Source organism: Nocardia sp. bgisy134, from assembly GCF_965341865.1.
GTDB lineage: Bacteria > Actinomycetota > Actinomycetes > Mycobacteriales > Mycobacteriaceae > Nocardia.
The window spans coordinates 683,224-703,782 of the sequence record NZ_CBDQZP010000001.1 but is presented as its reverse complement, the minus strand read 5'-3'; the positions used below and the strand labels follow the sequence as shown (position 1 = coordinate 703,782).

The following is a 20,559-nucleotide window of genomic DNA, read 5'->3' as shown; positions in this document are numbered from 1 at the left end:
GAATGGCAAGGCTTGTAATCGAAATCCGGTGCCGTGCGCCACTGTCGGCAAGGCGCGGCGAAGGGAGTTCGTCGCCATGGGGTCGGTACTGCTGATTCGCCCCGCGGACCATCTACTGATCGGTGTCCGCTGGTCTGGATTCACGACGGACGGCGCGGGCCCGGCAGGCGTACCTGTCCTGACGGCAGGCAACCAGGCGCGGCTGAGCCTGTTGTTTCCGCCGCAGCACGTGGGCGAGGAGTGCTCGCCGCCTGCCTCGGCGGCGCCGCTGTCGCTTCCGGCCGGAACCGCGGGGACGACGGTCCCCGGCTGGCGCGCGGTCCTTTCCGGATCCAGCCGTATCGTGATCGAGGTCCCCCAGGGCAGACGGATCGCCTTGACGGCGAGCGGCATTCTGGATGCCGTCGGCAATGTTCCGCTGGTGGTGTCCTCCGGTGTCCCCGGGGCGAACGACACCGCGATCGAGTTGCCGTGGCGGGTACTGCTCGCGCCCGCGACACACACGCCGGGCAGCGCTGTGGTGTGCCGCCATCCGAGCGCGCCCGTCTCGGACGGAGAGGTCAGCGGACTGTGGCGCACCCGGCTGGTCGACGCCACGCTGTCGCCGACGAGTGCGGCGCCGGATGCGCGGCTCGCACTGCGGGTCGCCGATCCCGCGCTCGCCGATACGGCGGATCCCGCCTTCGGTCCGCAAGCGCCGAACAACACGCTCGCGCTACCTCGATCGGCGCGCACCCGGCTCGCCTTGGAGACGAACAGCCGGCCGGCGACCGCCACTCGCCTCGAGCTCAGTTCCCTCGGCGGGACGCTGTACGCGGCCGGCGCGTGGCCCGGCTTCGAATGGGAGCAGCAGACGGCGCTCGGCCGCGACATGAAGGTTCGCGCCCGATTCGAAGGTGTCGTGTATCCGCTGGGCCACGAGGCCGAATACCTGGAGGTGGTGACGCGCGAGTTCGACGCGCACCCCACGGCAGGCGGCGCCGCGGTGCTCCGGCGAATCGGCATCCTCACCATCGTCGAGCCGATACGGCGCGAGCCCGCCGCCGAGGCGATGCGCCGCCGATTCCCGCTCGGCGAGGTCGAGATCACCCAGACGACCTTCACCGATATCGCCTCTCCCCATTCAACCGTTCCCGGCGCGGCGTGGCGCATGACCGCACTGCCCGGAATCGGCACGCAGGCCACGCATTTCCGTCCGACGACCAGCGCCGGTGCACCCGTCTTGTTTCCGATCCGGTGCGCCACCGGCGGCGCGAACGCGACCTTCACCATGCCGCTGCTTTTCGTGGCACGGATCGCGATGAACCCGACGTCGACCTCGCTCACCGATCCCGGACTCGCTCAGCGGCTTGCCGCCGACTATGGCACCGCGCAGGTCCGGTTCGCGCCCACACCGGTCGACCTGGTCGGCGCCCGCGCCCGCGGACCCGGCGATGTCCACGAGGTACACGGCGTGACCATCGCGGGCATCGCGCAGCAGGCCGATCTCACCGGCGGATACCGACCGGCGCTCACCCAGTTGGAGATCGCGCTGCCCGCGCTGCGGGTACTGCGCGGTGACGCACAGCTCTCGTCGGTGCGATTCACGGAGAAGTACCTGCGCAACGGATCCGAGGACGTCCTGCTGGAGATGTTGCCGGACCAGGGCAGGGAGATCGATTTCGCCAAGAGCGCCGACAGGTCGGGCGGGCTGGTCGCCCCCAAGTACGTCACCAACGCGATCTCGCGGACGTTGGGACCGGTCAACCTCCAGGCCATGCCGCATCCGGCGACCGGCTTGATCGATCCGGCGGCGCTGTTTCCCTCCGACCAGGCCGCGCTGCTCGGGTTCCCCTTGAAATCGCTGTTGACCCAGTTACGGGTACCGCCGGAGATCACCGCGATCCCGAAGGCGGGTTCGCCGCCGGAGGTCCGGATGCAGTGGCGCGGTATCACGCTGCGCTCGGCGGGTTCCTTCGTCGCCCGACCGAGCACGCGACTCGACCTTTCCGTCACGGCGAGCGCCGAGCGCAACGAAACCGTATGCAGTGTCAAAGATTTCACGCTCGAGTTGCCGCCGGGACCGAAACGTGTGCTGCGCCTGACGTTTGCGACTCTGACCTTCGCGCAGCGCGACGGCGGTGCGCCCGACGTCGCCGTCGACGGCGTCGACGCCGAGTTCCTCGGCGAGCTGAAGTTGCTGGACAAGTTGCGCGACGTGATCGACCTCGGCTCGGCGGGCAAACTGCTCGACGTGTCCCCGCGTGGTGTCGCGGTGCGGTACTCGCTACCGCTGCCGCCGGTGGCCGCGGGCGCGTTCGTCATGCGCAACATCGCTCTCACCGCGGGCATCGACATCCCCTTCAACGGTGACCCGGTCGGCGTCGCGCTCGGTTTCGCGAGCCGCGCCAATCCCTTCCAGCTCAGCGTGCTGATGTTCGGCGGCGGTGGCTATCTCGAGATCCAACTCGACCGGGACGGATTGAAACGCCTCGAGGCGTCGCTCGAATTCGGCGCCTTCGTGGCCGTCGACTTCGTCGTCGCGTCGGGCGAGGTGCACGCGCTGGGCGGCGTGCGATACACGCTGGAGCCCAGCGGCGCCGTGGCACTGACGGGATACCTGCGCATCGGCGGCTGTGTCGACGTGCTCGGTCTGATCAGCGTGTCGATCGAGCTGTGCCTTTCGCTGAGTTATCAGTCCGAACGCAACGCGCTGGTCGGACGGGCGACACTGGTGATCGAGATCGATCTGACGCTCTGGTCCGACAGCGTGGAACTCGACAGCGGCGAGTGGGTGCTCGCCGGAGCGCCTGGTCGCCGCCTCATGGCTCGCGACACCGACACCGCCCTCGCGCAATGGCGCGAATACCGATCCGCCTTCGCGGGCGTGCGGCGCGAGCAGCCGCCGCTCGCTGCCGTCACGACCGAAAGTCACGAGCGATGAACGAATCCGAGTACTTCCACATCCCACTGCACGTCGACCTGCCGCACCTTGCGGAACGAGTCGCCTTCAGCCCTGACGGTCGTTGGCTCGCCGTCGGCGCAGGGTGGCGACTCTTCGGCGCGAACGAGGGCGGCCTCAGCATCGTCGATGGCAACTCCGGCGAGATCGTCTGGACCACAGCGGATCTGAAAAACTGCCTCGACCTGACGTTCACACCGGACGCGCAGCGGCTCGCGGTGAGCGTGCTCGACCAGAACAACGGCATGCGAATACAGCTGTTACGGGTCTCGAACGGCGAGAAACTCTGGGAGGTCCCAGGAGCCGGGTTCCTCGCGTTCAGCCCGGATGCGACGCTGCTCGGCGTCGACGGCGTGTCCGAACCTGGTGAAGCACCACACAGTTTCGTGCTCGCGGCAGACAGCGGCACTCTGCTGCACAAACAGGGCTCTTCGATGGCCGTTCCCGGGTTCACCGCCGATTCACGGCTGATGTGCACAGGATGTCCCTCGCTCGTCGAGGCATCGACGGGCACGCTGCGGTGGACGGAGGGTGATCACGAGAACGTTGCGTCCGCCGCGGTCTTCACCGACGACGACGATGCCGTCCTCTTCGCCACCGCTCCCGAGGCGACGATCTTCGTCTTCCAGCTCGAACCCGGCCCCGACGGCTCCGCCGTCGTTCGGTCGGTCGTCGACGCGCCGGAGCTCTTCAGCGCCGACCAATGGATCGGCGCGATCTCCTTCAGTCCCGGCCATGGCATGATTCTGCAGCTGAGTCAGCAGGAGCTGGTCCTGATCTCCGTGATCGACGGCAGCGTCCTGCATCGGTTCCCGAAAACCAGGCCCGCCATCAACATCGCGGCCGCATTCCGCGCGAACGACAAGCAGCTGGTCCTCAACATCCCGGTTCCACCTGCGCCGCCCGATATGTCGGGCGCAGGCATCAGCGTCGTCGATACTCGAACGGGTGCGACCCTCTGGTCCGATCCCGGTCTGGAGTGCGTCGACCTGGCACTGAGCGCCGACGGCGCCCGCCTCGCCGCTGTCGGCGAAACCTCCCTGCTCGTCTACGAACTCGGCCTCCCGGCACGCTCACGACACGACTGTCGAGCGCCTGTCTCCGCGGTGGCGACGAGCGCCGCGGCGGCGGGGATCGTCGCCGCGGCGGCAGACAACAACCTCATCGTCTTCCGGGCGGCGACCGGCGAGGCGATGCTGGAGCGCGACCATCCCGGAACCATCGGCGACGTCGCGGTCAGTCCGGACGGGCACAGCGTCGTCACCGCGAGCAGCGACGGCCGCTGCAGGCACTTCGACACGCTGACCGGCGACCGGTGGACCGGAAAACACAATGCACCGGTCAACGCCGTGGCCTTCAGCGACGACAGCAAGCGGGTGGCGACCGCGAGTGCCGACCGCACCGCTCGACTGTTCGACCGGACACCGGGCGCCAACCCCGACGATCAGACGGCGTTGTGGTCGCATCAGCATCCTCAGGGCGTCAGCCATGTCGTGCTCGGGCCCGCGGCGGCCTGGCTCGCGACCGCCTGCCTCGACCGCAAGGTCCGCATCCTCTCCGGCTCGACCGGCGACGAACTGCACAGCCCGTTCGAGCACGACGGGAAGATCCGCGCCCTTGCGGTCGCGGGCACAACCCTGGTCACCGCCAGCGACGACGGCAGCGCGCTGGTCATCGACGCCGTCTCCGGGCAACGCCGGTTCCGGCTCGAACATCCCGGCAAGGTCACTGCCGCGGAAGTGTCGCCCGATGCCGCGCTGCTCGCCACCGCAGGGACCGGAAACGACTGTCATCTCTGGCGTATCGACGGCGCACAACCGGTGCTGCTGCACCGCCTCGCCACCCGCGCCGTCGTCAACGACCTCGCGTTCGGGGCGGACGGGCAACTCGCCATCGCGACCGAGCATCAGGTCGTCGCGATCGTCGATCCTGGCACCGGTCGCGAAATCGAGCGGCTCATCCATCCGAAAGCCGTGAGCCACTTGGCATCCGGAATCGATCGCAGCGTGCTCGCCACGGCCTGCGCCGACAACGTCGCCCGCGTCTACGAGATGAGGGAAGAATGAGCGAATTGCTGTGGGTGGCCGTCCCCGACGGCAGGCACGGGGAACGAGCGTCGCTGCGCGTGCTCGTCGTTCCGCGGCTGGCGGAGGGCCCCCTCACCGATCTCGGACTCGGGGATTGGCCGTCGACTCTCAACGATGTGGCCGAGTTCCAGCTGCGTCTCCGCACGCCGGCGGGTGAACGGATCGCGCAACACGACGTTCGTCTGGTACCGCGGGCGAGATCGGAGCTGTGGGCCGAATTCTTCGGCGGTGAGGCGGGTTTCGCCAACGAATGGCAGCAGAAGACGGTTCCGGCGCCCGAGATGTCGGAGACATTCCAGGTCGGAAGGAATGCCGCGACCACCGCGCGGACACTCGTCCGAACCGGGGCCGAGAAGACGCGCGAGGAAACCCAGGCCGCGATCAAGACCGAGGTCGCCGCGTGGGCGGACGCCACCGCGCCGCCTGCCTCGGACGGCGCCGAACCGCCGCCGCCGGTGATCACCGACTTCCACCGCACGGTCGCCACTCTGCGCGAGCACCCCGCCGTGCTGCTCGAGCTCGGCTTGGTGTTCGAGCTGGACATCGACGTCGCCGACCTGGAACCGGGCAGCGGGCTGCTGTCGGTCCGCTGTGTCGACCCACCCTTCCTGCGCAACCTCGTGACCGCACCGTGGACGCGGTACGAACTCACCGAGACCGTCTTCCGGCCCGCACCGGACCCGGGCTCCGCCTCGTTGATCCGCGCGGGCGTCCTCGACCTGTCGAGCTCCGTGTCGCTCACCGACCCCACCGCCCCGGACGATCCGGGTCACTGGGCGATCGCGACCTTCGACGTCGACGGCGCGGCCGACGGATTACGCCAAGCCGCACACGATTTCGCGCTGAACCCGCCGAAACAGGCCACTGTGCCGCCGTTCCGGTCGTCGGGCATCGCCTTGATCCGGCCCGGCCGGAGCGCGGAATTCGCCGAGCGGCGCGGCGCGGCGGGTCGCCGCGGCGCCGCCTCGATCGGCGACGCGGTGTTCTCGGCCGACGATCTCGTCCTCGGCTACCGGGTGGATGTCCGCCGCGAGGGCGCGGAGTGGCTTTCGGTGTGCGGACGCGATGCCGCCTACAGCGTCAACGACATCCCGATCGTCAGCGGCCAGGAAGAAGGGCATGTCAAACCGTTCGCGGCGGTGCGGGGCGCAGACGGACAGCTCCGCGCCGACGAGGTCGTGCTGCGCTGGGACGGCTGGAGCCTGGCTGTCTCTCATCCGAACTTGGCCGGCGACAGCCCCGGACCGGTCCGCAATCCCGCCCAGCCCATGCCCTTCCACTTCGAATGGGAGTTCAAGACACCGCAGGGCAGCCTGCCTGCCCTGCGGTTCGCCGACCTCTATCAGATGCGCGTGCGCATCGCCGACATGGCAGGCGGCGGGCTGACGCGCGAAGAATTGCAGGACCCCACGGTCGCGAGTGTGAGCGTCAGTTACCTGCGCCACGACCCCGTCCTACCGCCAACGCTGCACGGCACCGCGAGCTTCGCGGTGGGCGCGGCCATCGATCGTCTCGTGATCCGCAGCGACCACAACAGGACGGTGGCGCAGATCCATGACGCGGACCCCGATTACCCGGCCACCGAATCGCGCGTCCTGCGCCCGCCGACGGTGCCCTTTCCGCTGATCGAACAACACCGCATGCTCGACAACCCCGACCTGACGGACGAGGAATCGTTCGCGCTCGCTCGGCGCGCCATGCAGTCCGACGGCAGCGGCGCGGGGCTCCCGGATCCGGTGGCCGACGGCGTGCACGCGTTCGTGGCGAAGACCGAGCTCGGGCTGGCCACCTCGATCAGCGACGTCAGCGGCTGGTCGTCGTCCTGGCCGGACCACGCGCCGAAGACGATTCGGCTCGACGAGGAACCCGGCGTCAAGCCGATCACGATGGTCTGGTCGGGCAACACACTGAAAGTGACACTGGCCAAGGGCAAGCAGGCGACGATCGAGCTGACCTCCACGCTCGACGGCGAGCTGTCGAACCACCTGGCGATCAGCGACTTTCTCGCGGGCGGCGCCGGGGGCGAACCGGCGATCTCACCCGACAGCACGAAACGCGGCCGCAACCCTGTGGTCACGCCGCCGCGGCGCGTCCTCGTCGTGCACGCGGTCAAACGTCCACTGCTCGAACCACGGTGGAATCTCCCGGCGGAGGCCGTGATCCGGAACCACCACGACACCACCGCGCTGCTCGAACCGAGCTTCGCGTCGGCCGGTCCGGTTGCCGGGCTCGACGCCGACAGCACGGGCCGGATCGACATCGCGGCCGAGTGGACCGAATTCGCCGATGTCGGGCCGCAGGCCGGTCCGGGTGCCCGTCCGGTCACCGTAGCTCGGGTGCACGGCCAGACAATCCCGCCAGGCGCGGCACCGCAGTTGCGGTTCCGGCACGAGTTCGGCGACACCAAACACCGCACGGTCACCTACACGGTCGAAGCGATCAGCCGGTACCGCCAGTATTTCAAGGCCGGCGAACCCGAGTCCGCGTTCGAGGTCGCTCGCGCTCAGGCGCCGGTCGACATCCCGTCCACCGCGCGGCCGACCGCGCCGACGGTGCTCGGCGTGGTTCCGGCGTTCCGGTGGCGTCAGGAACAGGTCGGCGTGAACCGGATCGAACTGACGAGGTCGGGGCAGCGCCTGCGGGTGGAGCTGGCCCGCCCGTGGTACGAGACGGGCGAGGGTGAACAGCTCGCTGTCGTCGTCGCCCCCGCCGGAGGCCCGGCAGACGCATTGCGTGGTGTGGTCAGCCGCATGGGCCGTGACCCGGTATTCGGGACACCGGCCACCGAACCGTTCCCACCGTCGTCGTTCTTCCGTTCGGCGTCGCCGCCTGCCCTCGCGGACCTGCCCGAACTGGGCGAGCAAGTCACCGTCGTGCCGTATCAGGTCACCCCGAGCGGAGACCACTGGTTCGCCGATGTGGAACTCGCGGTCCCTGGCAACCGTCAGTCCTACAACCCGTTCGTCCGGCTGGCCGTGGCACGGTATCAGCGCGACAGCATCGAGGGGCTCCACCTGTCCCCTGTGGTCGTCACCGAAAGTGTCCCGCTGCTGCCCGACCGCCGGGTGACCGTCGACCGAAACGGATCGCACCTGCAGATCGCGGTGACAGGTACCGCGCCCACCCCGCTCAATCGCCTGGAGGTCGTCCTGGAGACCTGCCCGGCCACGGCGGTGCCGGAACAGGTCGACATCGTCATCGACGACCCGAACCTGGAACCGGCGCTGCCTGCCTGGCGGCCCGTGCCGGGGCATGCGGTCCTGCGGGCCCAAGACGGATCCATACCGCCGCTACCGCTGCCCGTCGCGGCTACGGGACGCCTGCGCCTGCGGCTGCGGGAGACCGAAAACCTCTCCGGCCCAAGCGATCCGCAACTGCCCCCCGAGCTCACCCAACGCAACGTCTTCGTCGGCACGATCGTGTTGCCCGCCGAATGGCACGCCTGACGGAGTGCTCTGGAGACCGAATGGCCGGGGAGGGGCGTCGGATAGGCGATGCCCCTCCCGGTCCGCCTACGGCGTGAACGGACGCTGGGCCGTGAAGTCGGCGCCCGCATTGAGAGTGAACAGATTCGGAGTCTGGTCGGGCGGCATGAGGTTCGCGATCTTGCGGTGGAATTGCGAATACCCACCAGCGAACGATCCGTTCGCCCAGATGTCGAGCAGCGCCGCGGTGAACTGCCCGTTCACAGCGCCGTCGTAGGACTCCTGCGAATCCTGGCAGCCGGACAGCAGGATCACGCCCGCCTGGATGTTCGCTCGGGTCTGCGGCCCGCTCAGACGCTGCACGAACGAGTACAGCTGGCGCCGTCGCTTGTTGTCCTGGAGCTCGACCTCACGCGGCATCGCCTTCACGGCGCCCTGGACGATCCGCACGGCGCCGTGTTCACCGGAACTGTGCAGGGCGGCGGCTCTCTCAACGATGGCATCGCGAGTGCCGCGGCTCAGCATCTCGCGCACCACCGTGCCGCTGTGACAGCTGTCGGAGCACACGACGATCCGGACGCCGGGAGCGAATTGCGCCCACATCCGATAGAGCTCGTCGTCGACTATCTGGCGGTCGTAAGCCACCCAGGTCTCGTCCCTGTCGTCGTCCTCTTCGCTGTCGACATCCCACACCTGGCTCCCATGCCCCGAATAGGTGATGAGAACCAGATCACCCGGCCGCGCGGCGTTGGCCAGGCTGCCGATCTCCCCGATGATCGCGTACGAGGTCGCGTCGCTGTCGAGCAGTTTCTTCGTCGTCGCGAATCCCTCCGCCGCGGCGATCGCGGCCATGGAGTTGGCATCGTTCACACAGCCCGCGAGGGCGCCGTCCCAGCCGTCGTACTCGGCGGGATCGACCTGATTCAATCCGATATGCAAGGAGTATCCGGTCACTGCACTGCCTTCCTTCGGGGGCTACTCGTGACGTGACGTCTCCGGATCCGCCACGCACCGATCGTCCGGCGGTCCGCGTAACCGGGCTAGCGTGTCCGACTACCCGAACTTCGGTCCGGCACTACGCGAAGACGGTCGTCGGGCGGACGCCGCGACGGGCCCAGGTGCGGCGGCATGTCCGGATGTCGCGATCCGGCCCGCACCTGTGACCAATCGCACCGTCCAGCGCTCTTAAGCGACCGTCGAGACGGGTGGCACACTGGAGGCGTCAGGCAACCCGGGGACCCGCCAGGGCCTCGAGGCGACAACTCCGAAAGGGACGATGATGTCCGTATCCGATGCGGAAACCCCTGCCTACGGCGCGGCGCAGGCCGAGACCAAGAAGGCACGGCGCAAGACGCGGGTCCCCCACCTTCAGCAGATGAAGGCCGACGGTGAGCGCTGGGCGATGCTCACCGCCTACGACTATTCCTCCGCCCGCCTGTTCGAAGAGGCGGGCATTCCGGTGCTGTTGGTCGGCGACTCGGCCGCCAACGTGGTGTACGGGTACGACACCACGGTGCCGATCACCGTCGACGAGTTGATCCCGCTGGTGCGCGGCGTGGTGCGCGGCGCGCCGCACGCGCTGGTGGTGGCCGACCTGCCGTTCGGCACCTACGAGTCCTCCCCGCAGCAGGCGCTGGCGACGGCGACGCGGTTCATGAAGGAGGGCGGCGCGCACGCGGTGAAGCTGGAGGGCGGCGAGCGGGTCGCCGAGCAGATCGCGGTGATCACCGCGGCCGGTATCCCGGTGATGGCGCACATCGGCTTCACCCCGCAGAGTGTCAACACCCTCGGCGGCTTCCGGGTGCAGGGCCGCGGCGACGGCGCCGAGCAGCTGATCGCCGACGCCATCGCGGTGCAGGAGGCCGGCGCCTTCTCGGTGGTGATGGAGATGGTTCCCGCCGAGCTGGCCGGGCAGGTCACCCGCAAGCTGACCATCCCGACCGTCGGCATCGGCGCGGGCGCCGACTGCGACGCCCAGGTGCTGGTCTGGCAGGACATGGCGGGCTACACCAGCGGCAAGACCGCCAAGTTCGTCAAGCGGTTCGCCGAGGTCGGCGACCACTTGCGCACGGCGGCAGCGACGTACGCCGACGAGGTGCGCCGCGGTGTCTTCCCCGGCCCGGAGCACAGCTTCTGATCCGGCACGGATGAGACCGGTCGAGTGGCGCAGGCACTGCCGGCGCTGCTCGACCAGCCGCCGGCCCCGCTCGCCAGCCCGGAGGCTCGAGACCGGGTCCGCGGAAGAGGCTACTGCTGTCTCTCCTTTTCGGCCGCGCTCTCCGTTGCAGGCAATCGGCACAGGACGAAGGTCGCTGCCGCGAATAGTGCGGCGGCGAAGCCACCGGACCACATGACCTTGTCGATACCGGAAGCCGAAGCCGCCACGGCGATCTTTCCGATTGTGCCCGCGAAGAATTCGAATTGCTCGGGTAAATAGTCGACGACCCTCTGCCCGATTCCGGAACTCAGCGCCTCGGTCAACTCCGCGGTTCGGCCGGCCGGAATTGTCACGCCTGACGTCCGCAGGCCGGACAGCGAAGACTCCACACTTTCTGTCGCGACATGCGAGAAGACCGCACCGGCCCCGGCTACGCCGATGGCGGTGCCGACTTGCCTGGCGGTGAAGACAGTTCCCGTCGCCATGCCGTACCGACCGCCGCGAGCATGCGTGAGCGATCGCTGCGAGACGATGACCGTTGCCGCGCCGAGCCCGAGTCCCGCGACAGCCGAGCCGGGTGCGAAGTGAGTCCATTCGGTGTTCACGTCGACGCCCGTACAGAGGAACAAGCCCAACGAGACCAGGGCGAGCGCGATCGGCAGCGACCATCGGAGCGGAATTCGATGCTGAAACATCGCGGTTGGTGGCGCGGCCGCGAATGCCGCCAATGTCAGGGGCAGGGCGCGCACGCCCGCTTCGAAGGGGCTGAACATCAGCGTGTTCACGAAGTAGAGCGCCAGGTAGTTGATACCGGCGAAAACGGTACCGCCGACAGCGACTCCGACCAGCGCCAAGGCGGCGAAGTCCGGCTTGGCGAGCAGTCGCATGTCCAGCATCGGTTCGGCGACGCGCCGTTCCCACCAGACGAAACCGCCGAGGGCGACCAGCGAGAGCGCGCCGGACCAGAGAATCATCGGGGATGTCCAGCCGAACCGGCTTCCTTCGATCAGTCCGAACACGCCGGCCAACAGTGCGGTGCTGATCGCGCCTGCGCCAACCCAGTCGGTCGAGCGAGGTTCACGATCACGCGACTCCTCCATATACCGGCAGGTCAGCGCGATGGCGAGCACACCTACGGGCAGATTGACCAGGAAGATCGATCGCCATCCGGCGCTCGTGACCAAAGCGCCCCCGATGAGCGGCCCCATGGCGGCGGCCCCCGCGACGACAGCACCGTAGACGGCGACCGCCACCGCCCGGCGCCGCCCTTCCGGGAATGTCGCCCCGATGATCGGTAGCGCCACCCCGAACAACACCGCGGCGCCGGCACCTTGCGCACCGCGAATCACGTTCAGCGCGAGAATGTTCGGCGCCATCGCGCAACCGGCGGACGATGCCGTGAAGAGAACCGATCCGATCAGGAAGAGTCGGCGCCTGCCGATCCGGTCACCAATCGTGGCAGCGATCAGCAGTAACCCCGCGATCGGCAGTGTGTACCCGTCGATCACCCATTGCAGATCATCGAGCGAGGCATCGAAGGACACCTGAAGCTCCGCCAGTGCGGTCGCCACGATCGTGACGTCCAACAAGAGCATGAAGATGCTCATGCACACGACTGCCAGCGTCAGCCGGGCATGCCGCGGCAACACTTGCCCGAATCTGTACTCGACACCGGCATGTGTCGATAGAGCGGTGCTCGAGTTCGTTCGAAAGCGGTCGGACACAACATCAACCCCTTGGATCGTCCAGCGGAATACGACATATCGAGTGTTGTGGAGGGGACCGGGCCGCGGCCTCACCCCTCGGGGGGAAGAGAGCCACCCCCACTGCCGGTCCGCACCGTACCCGCGGTCGATGTTTCCCACGCTTCCGCAGAACAAGCTTGAAGTTGTTCGCAGCACGGCGAAGCGGGAAGGAGAAACTGCGTTGAACAGCACACCGAAAGCGCTCGCGATGTTTCCGGGCCAAGGCTCACAACGCGTCGGTATGGCGGAGTTTCTGCTCTCCGAATATCCGGAAACCGCTGGCCGAGTATTCGCCCTCGCCGACAGGACGCTCGGATTCTCGCTCACCGAATGGTGTGTTTCGGGTTCGGCCATCGGACTCGCCTGCACCGAGATCGCGCAGCCCGCGATCGTCGCGACGAGTCTGGCGGTTCTCGAAGTACTGAGCGAGAAGGGCTTTCGCCCCTCGCTGGTGACCGGACACAGCCTCGGTGAATACACCGCGCTGGTCGCGGCTCAGGCGCTGACGCCGCGGGACGCATTCCGCCTGGTCCGCCGCCGCGGTGAGCTGATGGCACGGGTGTCCGACCAGGTCCCCGGAGCGATGATGGCGATCTTCGGGTTGGCAGTGGAAGTGATCGAAGTGATCTGCGCCGGCCTCCGCGCCGACGGAGTCGCCGAGGTCGCCAACCACAACGAGCCCGGGCAGACGGTCATCTCCGGTACCCGCGACGCCGTGGCCCAGGCAGCGCGGATCGCCCTCCGGTACGGCGCGGAACGGGTTCTCCTGCTCGACGTGAGCGCGCCGTTCCACTGCTCGCTGATGGACGAGATCGAAGACGAGTTCGCGGCCGAGCTGGACCGGTATCACTTCGCGCACCCGCGGCTTCCGGTTCTCAGCTCGGTCACCGGTGCGCCGGTGACCACCGCGGACCAGGCCAAGTGGCTGTTGCGATGCCAGCTGGCCGGACCGGTGCGGTGGGTCGATGTGCTCACCGCCGCACAGCGACACGGCATCACCGACTACGTCGAGATCGGGCCGGGACGGGTCCTCAGCGGTTTTGCCAATCGAATGATCAGCGGCGCCTCGGTGCGCAGCACCAACGACAAACGCCGAGTGGCAGCTCTTTTGCAAGCTTGCTGATCCAAAAACCCTCCAAAGAAAGGAAATTCACATGACACAGCACACCCACCAGGACCTGCTCCCGATCGTCCAGTTCGCCGTCGCGGATGCACTGGGCGTCGACGAGGCGGAGGTAGTCCCAGAGGCGAGCCTGATCGGGGATCTCGGCGCGGAATCGATCGACATGCTCGACATCTTGTTCCGCATCCAGCGCGAGTCGGGAATCAAGGTCGCCGTATCGGATATCGAGGCGCTGATGCGAGGCCCCGAAGGCGCCGACCTGTTCGACGAGGACGAGGTCGTCACCGAAGCCGGGCTCGCGCAATTGGAACGGGCGCTACCCCAATTCGACCGCACTCAACTGTCGGGCCCGCTCACCGCCGATCAGGTGGTCGGGCTGTTCACGGTCCAGAACCTCGTGGATCTGGTCCTCGACCGCGCCCGAGCGGCGGCCGCCTGACGGCGGTCGATCACCCAGAGAGAGCAAGGAGAACAGATGCAGCCCTTCGAAGGAAAGGTCGCGCTGGTCACCGGCGCTTCCCGCGGGATCGGGCGAGCAATCGCCTCCACCCTGGCGCGGCGTGGCGCGGCAGTGGCCGTCAACTACCGCACGCGCGAAGCGGAGGCCATGGAGGTCGTGCGTGAGATCGAGGAGCTCGGCGGGTGCGCCGTCGCCCTCCGCGCGGACGTCTCCGATCCCGCGGCGGCGGAGGATCTGGTCGCCGGCACCATGAACACGTTCGGCGGCCTGGACGTGCTGGTCAACAACGCGGGAATCACCAACGACGGCCTGCTCTGGAAGATGGCAGACGACGCCTGGTGGGAGGTGTTGCGAGTCAACCTCGGCGGTACCGTCAACTGCACGCGCGCCGCCGCACCGCATCTCATGGCCCAGCGCAGCGGATCCATCGTGAACATCTCCTCGGTCATGGGGGTCTCGGCGCGCCCCGGCCTGTCGGCGTATTCGGCCTCGAAGGGTGCGTTGAACTCCTTCACCCGCGCGTCGGCAACCGAACTGGCGCGCTTCGGCGTCCGTGTCAATGCCGTACTCGGCGGGGTTGTCCCGACCGACCTGATCAGCGGCCTCCTGGCGCACGACAACGGCAAGGCGGCGGTACAGATTCCGATGCGCCAGTACGGAACGGCCGAACAACTCGCCTCCGTCGCGGCATTCCTTGCGGGCCCGGACGCCGAGTATATGACCGGCGAACTCGTCCACGTCGACGGCGGGATGGGCGCGCAGGTGGCGTTCTTCGCCGGTGCGACCGCCCTGTCCTTTCTCCGAGAGTCGAGCAGGCCATGCGATTTCACCTGATCGACAGGATCGAATCCTGGGAGCCGATGCGGCGGATCACGGCCAGGAAGGTGACCTCCGCGCGCGAGTCCTTCTGGCAGCACGGTGAGCACGGACCGGCGATGCCGTTCGGGATGGCATTGGAATCCCTGTGCCAGGCGGGGGCGTGGCTGGTGCTGCTGAGCTCCGATCACCGCCTGCGCGCGGCCTTGCTGACGGTCGGTGAAGTCACCATGCATCGCGACATCACGCCGGGCGACACGTTGCGGCTGCATGCCGAGGTCGTCTCCATCCAAGGCAATGCGGCGATCGTCGACGGCCGCGTGGAGGTGGCCGGTCGGCCTGTCCTCGACGCACGAAACATCATGTGCGCGTTGATCGATGCCGAACGCCTCGACGACCCGGCCGACACCGGGCGCATGGCGCGGCAGCTGCTGGGGGAAGGTCCGATCGGATGAGGCGCGTCGTGATCACCGGCGTCGGTGCGGTGACGCCGCTCGGCACGGACGCCGCAACCACCTGGCGAAATCTGGCGGCGGGCGTCAGCGGAATCGGCCCGCTGACGACCTTCGACACCGACGGCTTCCCGGTCCGCATCGCAGGCCAGGTTCCGGACGACTTCGACCCGAAGGCCGCGTTACCCGGGGATGTCGACCACCGGATCTATTCCCGCGCGGGGACTTTCGGTCTCGCGGCAGTGGCCGAGGCCCTGCTCGACGCCCGTGCCGACCGCGACACCTACGACTCGGACCGGATGGGTGTCGCGATGGGCGCCACCATGGGACGTCCCGATCTGCAGTACTTGATCGACATCGGGCGCCTGCGGGAAACCAAGCCGGACGCGTTCCTGGTGCAACCGCCGAAATCGGTCTACGCCAGCGATCAGAACACCCCGCTCGATGCCATGGCGCGAATGGCGGGCGCGACGGGGCCGATGGTCGGCATCAGCACCGCCTGCGCCGGCTCGGGACACGCCATCGGCGAGGCCTTCCGCCTTATTCAAGAGGGTGACGCGGAGTTGATGGTCGCGGGCGGCTACGACTCGCTCACCAGCTGGATCGACATCCTCGGCTTCAGCCTGCTGGGGGCCATGACCGACCGGCACAACGACGATCCCCGGTCGGCCTCGCGTCCGTTCGACGCGGACCGCTCCGGTTTCGTCATCGGCGAGGGCGCGGTCGTCTTCGTCCTGGAGGAGTTGGAGTCGGCGCGCGCCCGGGGCGCCCGGATACACGCCGAAGTCCTCGGTTACGGCTCGACGATGAACGCGTGGCGAATCACCGATTCCCCGCCGGACGGGTCGGGCGCCATCCAGGCGATGGAGGCGGCGATCGCCGAGTCCGGCCTCGGCATCGCCGGAATCGACTACATCGTCGCCCACGGCACGGGAACCGCGAGCAACGACGCGTCGGAAACCACCGCGATCAAGACGGTCTTCGGCGATGACGCCTACCGTCTCGTGGTCAGCTCGCCCAAGTCCATGGCGGGCCATCTGACCGGAGCGGCCGCGGCGCTCAACGTCCTCGTCGCGATCGGCGCCATGCGCGATTCGCTGATACCGCCGACGGTCAACCTCGACCGGCCCGACCGCGGCCTCGACCTCGACTACGTCCCGCATCGAGCCAGGCACACCGAAGTCGCCGCGGCTCTCGTCAACGCCTTCGCCTTCGGCGGAACCAACACCAGTCTCGTCGTCGGCGCGCCGAGCCGAGGCCGATGACCAAAGGAGCAGCAATGACCACCACATTCGCCGAGTCGGATCTCAGTGCCGACCTCGACCGCATCCTCGAACTACAGCCGGGAAGGCGCGGCGTCGCGCTGTGCAACGTCCCCGCGACCCTGCCGCTGTTCAGCACACACTTTCCGCGCTATCCGATCCTGCCGGGCGTGCTGATGCTCGAGAGCATGGCCGCGCTCGCGGCGGTGACCGCGGGCGGCTCGTGGCGGCTGCGCTCGGTCCGCGGTCTGCGATTCCGGCAGTTCGTGGTGCCCGGCGACCAGGTCACCATCACCGTCGACCTGCTCGCCCATACGGGGGACACGAGTCGATGGAAGGCGGAATCCCGGGTCGACGGGCGACTGGTCGCCGCGGCGCGCTCGCTGGAGATGGACCGGTGCGAACTGGAGGTGAACCGGTGAACGAGCGCCGCGTAGTAGTGACCGGAATCGGGTTGATCACGGCGCTGGGCGAGGGCTGGGCCAGGACGTGGGAGGCGATCGTCGACGGACGGACGGCGATCGGTCCGCTGCGCGGCTACGACCCCGCGCCGCTGCGGACCAGGATCGGCGCCGAGATCATCGGCTTCGACCCGGCCCGTTTCGTCTCGCGCCGATCGCTGCGCATGGCCAACCGCGGCGACCAATTCGCCATCGCCGCCGCGACACTCGCACTCGAGGACGCCGGTCTCGACGACGCGGAACTCGGCTACCGCACGGGCCTGTTCCTGGGCGGAAACAAGGAAATGGCGCGGCTGGAGCCGCTCACCCAGATTGCCGGGTTGCGCGACACGGAGGGCAACGTATCGCTGCGCCGCATCGGCGAGGGCGTATCGGAATTCGTCTCACCGCTCGTGTATGTCGAAGCGCTCCAACCGGCCGCGGTCTTTCACATCTCGCAGAAGTTCGGCATGCGCGGGCCCAACGCATTCTTCGCGGGCACGGCGGAGTCCGGGATCACCGGCATCGGCCGCGGGATGCGCGCGATACGTCGTGGTGAAGCCGACCGGGTGGTTGCGGGCGGCTACGACGACGCGGTCACCTGGTGGTCGATGTCCAAGATGGACGGGCTCGGGGTGCTGAGCCCACGGAACGACCTGCGCGAACGCGCATTTCGGCCCTTCGACCGCGAGCACAGCGGTTCGGTGCTCGGCGAGGGCGGGGCGGTGCTCGTCCTCGAGGAACGCGAGCATGCGTTGCGGCGGGGGGCGCGGTGCTACGCCGAGGTCACCGGCATGGGTTCCGGGAACGACGGCGCACGTCTCGCGGCGCCCCACCCGCGCGGCAGGGGTCTGACTCGGGCGATCGGCCGCGCTCTCACGGACGCGTCAGGCCAGGGTGCGCCCGACTACATCGCCGCCCACGGATGCGCCACACCGAAGGGCGACATCAGCGAAACCCGCGCGCTCCATGACGCGCTCGGCGCCGCCGCATACCGCGCGCAGATCAGCAGCGTCAAACCACAGACCGGTCACTTGGTGGGCGGCGCCGGGGCGCTGAACGTCGCTGTCGCCGCCTTGGCGCTGAATTCCGGCGTAGTTCCGGCGACGCCGAATCTCGAAACCCCCGCCGCCGGATGCGATTTGGACTGGATACCGGGCTCGGCACGGGAATCGAGACCCGAGACCGCGCTCGCTCTCGCGCGTGGGCTGCACGGCCAGGCCGTCGCCATCGCGCTGCGTAAAGCCGACTGACGCGAAGACGGCTGAAAACCTCAGGAGGACAGACGAAATGAACGAAGTTACCACCGCGACGCGACGCGTTGTCATCACGGCCGTTGGTGCGGTGACCGCACAGGGAACGGGCGTCGCGGCCCTGTGGGAGGGCGTGCGCGACGGCCGGGTTGCCATCCGGCCCGTGCAGGGCCTTCCGCTGACCGGATACCGCACGTCGATCGGCGGGCAGGTGCCGGACATGCGCCGCCCCACCTACGACTACCTGACCGAACTCGGCATCGAGCACCCGGAACCTGCGCTCGACTTCGCCCTGGTCGCCGCCGAGGAGGCCATGGCGGCGGCTGGGATAGCGGTCCCCGCGGACCGCTGGGGTGTGGCGTTCGGAACCTGCAACGGTGGAACGTTCAGCGGCGAGCAGGCACTGCGCCGAGCTCGCCACGGCTCCGCGACGCCGGGCGGCGACCGGCACCTGCTGCTCGTACCGCCGCACGGCCTGGCCGAGGCCCTGAGTGCGGCCTTTGGACTCGCCGGACCTGTCGTGTCGGTCAACACCGCGTGCGCGTCGGGGGCGCACGCGATCGCGCATGCCACGGAGATCATTCGCGCCGGACGCGCCGACGCGATGCTCGTCGGCGGAAGTGACGCCCTCACGGAGTCGGCCTTCGCCGGGTTCGACAGCGTGGAGGCCCTGTCCGAGCGGCCGTGCGCGCCGTACTCGCGGGACCGCGACGGCCTGTCCCTCGGCGAAGGCAGCGGAATGCTCGTCCTCGCGGAAGAGTCGATCGCGCGTGCCGCCGGTGCGCCCATCCTGGCCGAGGTGCTCGGTTATGGCATGTCCGCCGACGGCTATCACCCGACCGCGCCGCATCCGCAGGGCGAAGGCGCCGCGCGTGCCATCCGCGCCGCGCTCGACAGCGGCGGGCTCGTACCCACCGATGTCGCCTACATCAACGGGCACGGCACCGGAACACCGAAAAACGATCCGGCCGAATGCAATGCGGTCCGCGCGGCGTTCGGTGACGCCGCCGACAAGGTCGTCCTGAGCAGCACCAAATCGATGATCGGGCATCTGCTCGGCGCGGCGGGCGCGGTCGAGGGCATCGTCACGGTCTTGGCGCTGCGCGAGCAGCTCGCGCCGCCCACCGCCGGGTTCACCGCGGTCGATCCGCGCTGCGGCCTGGATGCCGCGCCGGGCACCGCACGCCCCGCCGCTATCGGCGTCGCGCTGTCGAACAACTTCGCATTCGGCGGAGCCAACGCGACGGTCGCCTTCCGCAGGCCCGGCGAGCTGTGCGGAGACCCCGCGGCGGGTGACACCGACGCCGTCGTCGTGACGGGGCTGGGTGTGCTCGCGCCGGGAGGTACGAGCGCAGACGAGCTGTGGCAGACCTTTCGGGCTGGGCGCCGGCTCGGACGCGAGGAGCGCGGGCTGCGCGTCGCGCAGCTCGAGGCCGATCTCGATGCGTACACCACGCCGCGCGAGCGACGCCGAATGGACCGATTCGGCCGGCTCGCGGTGGCGACCTGCCGCATCGCTCTCGAGGACGCCGGGCTCGAGCCCGACGAGCGGACCGGCGTCGTACTGGGTACCGGAATCGGCCCGATGCGCAGCATCGAGGACTTCTTCTTGCCGATGTTGGCGGGCGGTCCCTCGATGTCCAGTCCCGCCATCTTCCCCAACACCGTCTTCAACGCGGCGGCGGGCCAGGTGGCCATGGTGCTCGGAGCCAAGGGTCCGACGTCCACCGCGACGGCGGCGCACGCCGCAGGCGCCTCCGCCCTGACCATCGCGTTCGACCTGCTGCGCACCGGTAAGGCGGACGCCATCCTCTGTCCCGCCGTCGACGAACTGACCGAACATGTCATCGACGCCTACCGGGGCATGCCACTGTTCGGCGGCCGGACCGGATGGGACTACCTGCTCGCGGAGGGCAGCGTCACGCTGCTGCTCGAGCGAGCGTCGACGGCGGCCTCCCGCGGGGCCCCGATCCTGGCCGAGTTCGCCGGACACGCAACCACTTCCGACGCCCTCGGAATCGGACGTTGGGATCGCTACGGCCACGGTATCGAGCGCGCGATGCGAAACGCCTTGGCCGACGCCCGGATCGATGCCGCGCAGCTCTCGGCGATCTGGACGAACGCCGCCGGACTGCGGGTTGTCGACGGGCCGGAAATACGTGCCATCGACCGTCTCGGCCCCCCGGAGCGCTGCCGGAGGGAAGCGCCCAAACGGGTACTGGGCGAACCGATCGGCGCGGGCGCTCAGCTGGCCGCGGCCCTGGCGACCGCGTCGTTCCGGCACGACACTTCCGCCGGACCCGTCCTGATCAACAGCTCGTCGCTCGGTGGCACGCACACCAGCCTCGTCCTTCACCCACCCCAGAACCGACCGCCCCAGAACTGACGGAGCCACCT

At 68.7% G+C, this 20,559-nt stretch carries 14 protein-coding genes; 12 read left to right on the top strand and 2 right to left on the bottom strand.

Annotated elements, in window-relative coordinates; all coding sequences use genetic code 11:
• The first annotated feature begins 76 nt into the window (after positions 1-76).
• From ACRWNM_RS03125 to ACRWNM_RS03115, 3 genes are read left to right on the top strand one after another with little or no spacing between them, the layout of a single operon-like run.
• A complete protein-coding gene (locus ACRWNM_RS03125; RefSeq protein WP_431963218.1) occupies positions 77-2,923 on the top strand; it encodes a hypothetical protein in 2,847 nt (948 codons plus the stop codon).
• Positions 2,920-5,007 (top strand): PQQ-binding-like beta-propeller repeat protein, encoded by a 2,088-nt coding sequence (locus ACRWNM_RS03120; RefSeq protein WP_431963216.1) that lies wholly within the window; start codon positions 2,920-2,922, stop codon positions 5,005-5,007. The genes ACRWNM_RS03125 and ACRWNM_RS03120 overlap by 4 nt, the downstream gene beginning before the upstream one ends.
• Complete coding sequence (locus ACRWNM_RS03115) at positions 5,004-8,474, top strand: hypothetical protein (RefSeq protein WP_431963214.1); 3,471 nt, start codon at positions 5,004-5,006, stop codon at positions 8,472-8,474. The genes ACRWNM_RS03120 and ACRWNM_RS03115 overlap by 4 nt, the downstream gene beginning before the upstream one ends.
• A gap of 66 nt (positions 8,475-8,540) precedes the next feature.
• Here the strand turns inward: ACRWNM_RS03115 and ACRWNM_RS03110 are convergent, their stop codons facing one another.
• Entirely contained in the window at positions 8,541-9,407 is an 867-nt protein-coding gene (locus ACRWNM_RS03110; RefSeq protein ID WP_431963212.1) for a caspase family protein, read from the bottom strand.
• 325 nt (positions 9,408-9,732) lie between these two features.
• On the opposite strand from ACRWNM_RS03110, the gene panB reads away from it, so the two are divergent.
• Positions 9,733-10,590, top strand: coding sequence for a 3-methyl-2-oxobutanoate hydroxymethyltransferase (gene panB, locus ACRWNM_RS03105; RefSeq protein WP_431963210.1), 858 nt, complete (start codon positions 9,733-9,735; stop codon positions 10,588-10,590).
• Between the two features lie 110 nt (positions 10,591-10,700).
• On the opposite strand, the gene ACRWNM_RS03100 is transcribed toward panB, so the two are convergent.
• Positions 10,701-12,548 (bottom strand): MFS transporter, encoded by a 1,848-nt coding sequence (locus tag ACRWNM_RS03100; protein WP_431963208.1) that lies wholly within the window; start codon positions 12,546-12,548, stop codon positions 10,701-10,703.
• Between ACRWNM_RS03100 and fabD the strand changes: the two genes are divergently transcribed.
• Genes fabD through ACRWNM_RS03060 form a run of 8 tightly spaced genes read left to right on the top strand, consistent with a single transcriptional unit; the run spans position 12,538 to position 20,548 of the window.
• Positions 12,538-13,479, top strand: coding sequence for an ACP S-malonyltransferase (gene fabD, locus ACRWNM_RS03095; RefSeq protein ID WP_431963206.1), 942 nt, complete (start codon positions 12,538-12,540; stop codon positions 13,477-13,479). The two genes, ACRWNM_RS03100 and fabD, sit on opposite strands and share 11 nt — an antisense overlap.
• Before the next feature lie 31 nt (positions 13,480-13,510).
• The gene (locus ACRWNM_RS03090) at positions 13,511-13,918 is read left to right on the top strand and encodes a phosphopantetheine-binding protein (protein ID WP_431963204.1); all 408 of its coding nucleotides are present in this window, start codon (positions 13,511-13,513) and stop codon (positions 13,916-13,918) included.
• Between the two features lie 36 nt (positions 13,919-13,954).
• Positions 13,955-14,773 carry an SDR family NAD(P)-dependent oxidoreductase gene (locus tag ACRWNM_RS03085; RefSeq protein WP_431963202.1) on the top strand — a complete coding sequence of 273 codons (819 nt, stop codon included), beginning with the start codon at positions 13,955-13,957 and terminating at the stop codon, positions 14,771-14,773.
• Positions 14,758-15,210 (top strand): hypothetical protein, encoded by a 453-nt coding sequence (locus ACRWNM_RS03080; protein ID WP_431963200.1) that lies wholly within the window; start codon positions 14,758-14,760, stop codon positions 15,208-15,210. The genes ACRWNM_RS03085 and ACRWNM_RS03080 overlap by 16 nt, the downstream gene beginning before the upstream one ends.
• Complete coding sequence (locus tag ACRWNM_RS03075) at positions 15,207-16,472, top strand: beta-ketoacyl-[acyl-carrier-protein] synthase family protein (protein WP_431963198.1); 1,266 nt, start codon at positions 15,207-15,209, stop codon at positions 16,470-16,472. The genes ACRWNM_RS03080 and ACRWNM_RS03075 overlap by 4 nt, the downstream gene beginning before the upstream one ends.
• Positions 16,473-16,486: 14 nt before the next feature.
• Positions 16,487-16,891, top strand: a complete 405-nt coding sequence (locus tag ACRWNM_RS03070) for a 3-hydroxyacyl-ACP dehydratase FabZ family protein (RefSeq protein ID WP_431963196.1) — start codon at positions 16,487-16,489, stop codon at positions 16,889-16,891.
• On the top strand, positions 16,888-18,162 hold the full coding sequence (locus ACRWNM_RS03065; protein WP_431963194.1) for a beta-ketoacyl-[acyl-carrier-protein] synthase family protein: 1,275 nt from the start codon (positions 16,888-16,890) through the stop codon (positions 18,160-18,162). The genes ACRWNM_RS03070 and ACRWNM_RS03065 overlap by 4 nt, the downstream gene beginning before the upstream one ends.
• 37 nt (positions 18,163-18,199) lie before the next feature.
• Positions 18,200-20,548 (top strand): beta-ketoacyl synthase N-terminal-like domain-containing protein, encoded by a 2,349-nt coding sequence (locus ACRWNM_RS03060; protein ID WP_431963192.1) that lies wholly within the window; start codon positions 18,200-18,202, stop codon positions 20,546-20,548.
• Positions 20,549-20,559: the final 11 nt, after the last annotated feature.